This is a genomic window from Plantibacter sp. ME-Dv--P-095, from assembly GCF_030209365.1.
In the GTDB taxonomy this organism is placed as follows: domain Bacteria; phylum Actinomycetota; class Actinomycetes; order Actinomycetales; family Microbacteriaceae; genus Plantibacter.
The window spans coordinates 1-3,430 of record NZ_JARVSB010000008.1 but is presented as its reverse complement, the minus strand read 5'-3'; the positions used below and the strand labels follow the sequence as shown (position 1 = coordinate 3,430).

Here is a 3,430-nt window from a genome sequence, read left to right as displayed (position 1 = left end):
GCGCGACGTGCTTGGTGGCGACACCGAGCGCCGGGTCGTAGACGGGGGCGGTGCGGCCCGAATCGGACGGGGCCTCGGCGCCGTCGATCCAGTGCGGGACGACCGGCAGCGGGCCGGACTCGGTGGTCGTGGTCTCGGTGGTGGCGGTGGTGATCATGCGAAGTGCTCCTGAAGATCGTCGGGTGCAGCGGTGGGGGTGTCGAGGGGGACGGGCGTCGGCGCGGGGAGTCCCGACACCTGGTCCCAGAACGGTTCCGGCTCGCCGGTCACGCGCGCAGCTCCGTGAGTGCGCTGTCGATGATCGCGACGCCGGTGGCGACCTCGTCCGGGGTCACGACCGCGGGCGGCACGACGTGGATCCGGTTCTCGCTGATGAACGGCAGGAGACCCGCCTCCATGAGGGAGGACTTGAACCGGCCCATGTCTGCGGCCGCGAGCGGCGCGCGGGTCTCGGGGTCTTCGACGAGCTCCACCGCCCAGAACACGCCGCTGCCGCGGACTTCGCCGATGACGTCGTGTCGCTCGGCGAGGGCGTGCAGGGCCGGCCCGAGGTGGTCGGTGCCGATCGCCTTTGCGTGCTCGACGACGCCCTCCTCGGCCATCGCCGTCAGCGTGGCGACGACACTCGCCGACGCGAGCGGGTGGCCGGAATAGGTGAGGCCACCGGGGAACACCTGGTCGTCGAAGCGGTGCGCGATCTCCGCCGACACGATGACGCCGCCGAGCGGGACGTAGCCGGAGTTGACGCCCTTCGCGAAGGTGATGAGGTCCGGTCGCACGTCGAAGGCGTCGAACGCGAACCACTCACCGGTGCGGGCGAAGCCGGCCATCACCTCGTCGAGGATGAGCATGATGCCGTAGCGATCGGCGATCGCGCGGACGCCCGCGAGGTAGCCGGGCGGCGGGGTCAGGATGCCGGCCGTGCCGGGGATCGTCTCGAGGAGGATCGCGGCGATCGAGCCGGGGCCTTCGGCCTGCACCGTGCGCTCGAGGTGACGCAGCGCGCGCTCCGACTCCTCCTCCGGCGTCGTCGCCCAGAATTCGGTGCGGTAGAGGTGCGGGCCGAACACGTGCACGTGACCGCGTGCGTATTCGTTGGGGATGCGGCGCCAGTCGCCCGTCGCGACGATGGCCGCGCCGGTGTTGCCGTGGTACGAGCGGTAGGTCGAGATGACCTTGTCACGGCCGGTGGCGATGCGGGCCATGCGGATCGCGTTCTCGTTGGCGTCGGCACCGCCGTTGGTGAAGAAGACCTTCTCGAAGCCGTCGGGTGCCCGATCGAGGATGAGCCGAGCGGCCTCGGCCCGCGTCGCGTTGGCGGCCGCGGGGGCGATCGTCGTGAGCTGGGCGGCCTGCTCCTGGATGGCCGCGACCACCTTCGGGTGCTGGTAGCCGAGGTTCACGTTGACGAGCTGGCTGGAGAAGTCGAGATACCGCCGGCCGTCGTGGTCCCAGACGGTGCTGCCGAGTCCGCCCGCGATGGGGAGCGGGTTGAGCGTGCTCTGGGCGGACCAGGAGTGGAGAACGCGCTGGGTGTCGGCGTCGCGCACGGTGGCGTTGTCGAGGCCTGCGAGGAAGTCGTTGATCACCCCTGCAGCCTGGCAACCGGCGACGCCCGTGTACATGTCGGATCCGGTGATAGGTTCGGCTCATGTCCACGCAACCCGTGATCGGCGGCGAGGTTGGTCGCGTCCACACCGGCGTCACGCTGCGCACGCTCATGGCCCAGCCGGTGTTCAAGCTCACGCTGCTCGTCGAGGGCGACGCCGCCGACCTCGACCGCGAGATCGCCTGGGTCCACAACTCCGACCTCGGCGACCCGACCCCGTGGCTCGAGGCCGAGCAACTCCTGCTCACCGACGGCGCCCAGTTCGCCGGCTCGATGAGCGAGGAGCTGGCCGACCGCCGCACCGACGAGTACGTCCGTCGCCTGGTCGCCAGAGGGGTCGTCGCGCTCGGCTTCGCGACGGGGATCATCCACGCCGACGTCCCGCAGCGCCTCATCGACGCCTGCACCCGACACCGGTTCACGCTGCTGGAGGTGGGCGAGCGGACGCCGTTCATCGGCATCATCCGCTTCGTCGCCGATGCGGTCGCGGCCGCTCGGGTGGCGTCGCTGGAGTGGTCGCTCGCCGCCCAGCGTGCGGTCGCGCGGGCTGCGCTCCGGCCCGACGGACTCACCGCGATCCTGGAGGAGCTCGGGCAACAGCTCGACTGCTGGGTCGCCCTCTACGACGCGCTCGGCAACCGCGTGGTGACGAAGACGCGGGAGCCGGTGTCCGAGGGCGTCGAGGCCGCGGTGGCGGACGTGCTCCGACGCGGATCGCGCGCGGGCTTACACCTCGGCGAAGGCGCGGACGGCGCGACCCTGCTCACACTCGGCCGGCGCGGCGAGCTGCGGGGCATCCTCGCCGTCGGGTCGCGGGTGCCGCTCGACAACGCCGAGCACGACCTCGTGTCGAGCGTCATCGGCCTGGCGAGCATCGCGCTGGAACAGCACAGCGCTCTCGACCTCGCCCGTCGTCAGCTGCGCTCCGGGCTGCTCGAACTGCTGCTGTCCGGCGACCACGCCGTCGCCGAGCGCACGGCCGCGCGGCTCTGGGGACCGCTCCCGCCCGATCCGATCCGCGTCGCCGTCGTCGACATCCCGCCGGGGCAGCTCGGGTTCCTCTCCGAACTCGACGTCCAGGCCGCCGCCCACGGGGGCAAGCTGTTCTTCGCCGAGCAGGACGCACGCATCGTCATCGTGTCGAGCGACGCGGACACCGGGCTGTGGAGCGGGGTCGTCGGCCGGCACGGACTCGCCGGCGGGGTGTCTGCGGTGACCACGTGGGCGGCGGTGAGCGACGGGCTCGCCGAGGCGACCCGCGCTCGCGCCTCGGCCGGCGAGACGCCGCGGCTCGTGCGGTACGAGGCGCTCGCGGAACAGGGGCTGCTCGGACTGCTCAGTGCCTCGGGCGGGTCGGTGCTCGCGAACCGGTTGCTCGAACCGCTCGGACGATTGGGGGAGGACGCGCGCGCGACGCACCTCGAGACGGCACGCGTGTGGTTGGAGGCGAACTGCGTGACCGACCAGGCCGCCGGCCGCCTCGGCGTCCATCGGCAGACGCTGCGTGCACGCATCGTGACGCTTGAACGGCTGCTCGACCTCGACCTCTCGCGCTTCGCCGACCGCACCGAGCTCTGGAGTGCCCTGCAGCTCGCCGAGCGCTGACGCCGCCCTTCGACAAGCTCAGTGACCGGAGGTGGTCGGGTGTCGAGACCGGTTGCCGGCCGCTGAGCCCCACCAACCCGATCCCTGAGCTTGTCGAAGGGCAGCACCGAGGACGGGCCGCACGTCGACAAGCTCAGTGACCGGGGCGCTCAGTGACCGACTACGCGATGCGGATGAGCTTCTTGTTGACGAACTCGTCCATGGCGGGCTTGCCCA

General features: G+C 71.5%; 2 protein-coding genes and 1 pseudogene. 1 reads left to right on the top strand and 2 read right to left on the bottom strand.

From position 1 onward, the window contains the following. Both QRN26_RS12160 and QRN26_RS12155 read right to left on the bottom strand, forming a co-directional pair. Positions 1-157, bottom strand: a pseudogene (locus QRN26_RS12160) (methylmalonate-semialdehyde dehydrogenase (CoA acylating)); the annotation flags it as partial. A gap of 109 nt (positions 158-266) precedes the next feature. Beyond that, positions 267-1,625 (bottom strand): aspartate aminotransferase family protein, encoded by a 1,359-nt coding sequence (locus QRN26_RS12155; RefSeq protein ID WP_285037055.1) that lies wholly within the window; start codon positions 1,623-1,625, stop codon positions 267-269. A 26-nt stretch (positions 1,626-1,651) separates the two neighbouring features. Between QRN26_RS12155 and QRN26_RS12150 the strand changes: the two genes are divergently transcribed. Continuing rightward, positions 1,652-3,214, top strand: coding sequence for a PucR family transcriptional regulator (locus tag QRN26_RS12150; protein ID WP_285037052.1), 1,563 nt, complete (start codon positions 1,652-1,654; stop codon positions 3,212-3,214). Positions 3,215-3,430 lie beyond the last annotated feature (216 nt).

Bases quoted from the DNA above. Each gene is read 5' to 3' on its own strand.
- QRN26_RS12155 (WP_285037055.1), bottom strand. From the start codon at position 1,625: ATGTACACGGGCGTCGCCGGTTGCCAGGCTGCAGGGGTGATCAACGAC.
- QRN26_RS12150 (WP_285037052.1), top strand. From the start codon at position 1,652: ATGTCCACGCAACCCGTGATCGGCGGCGAGGTTGGTCGCGTCCACACC.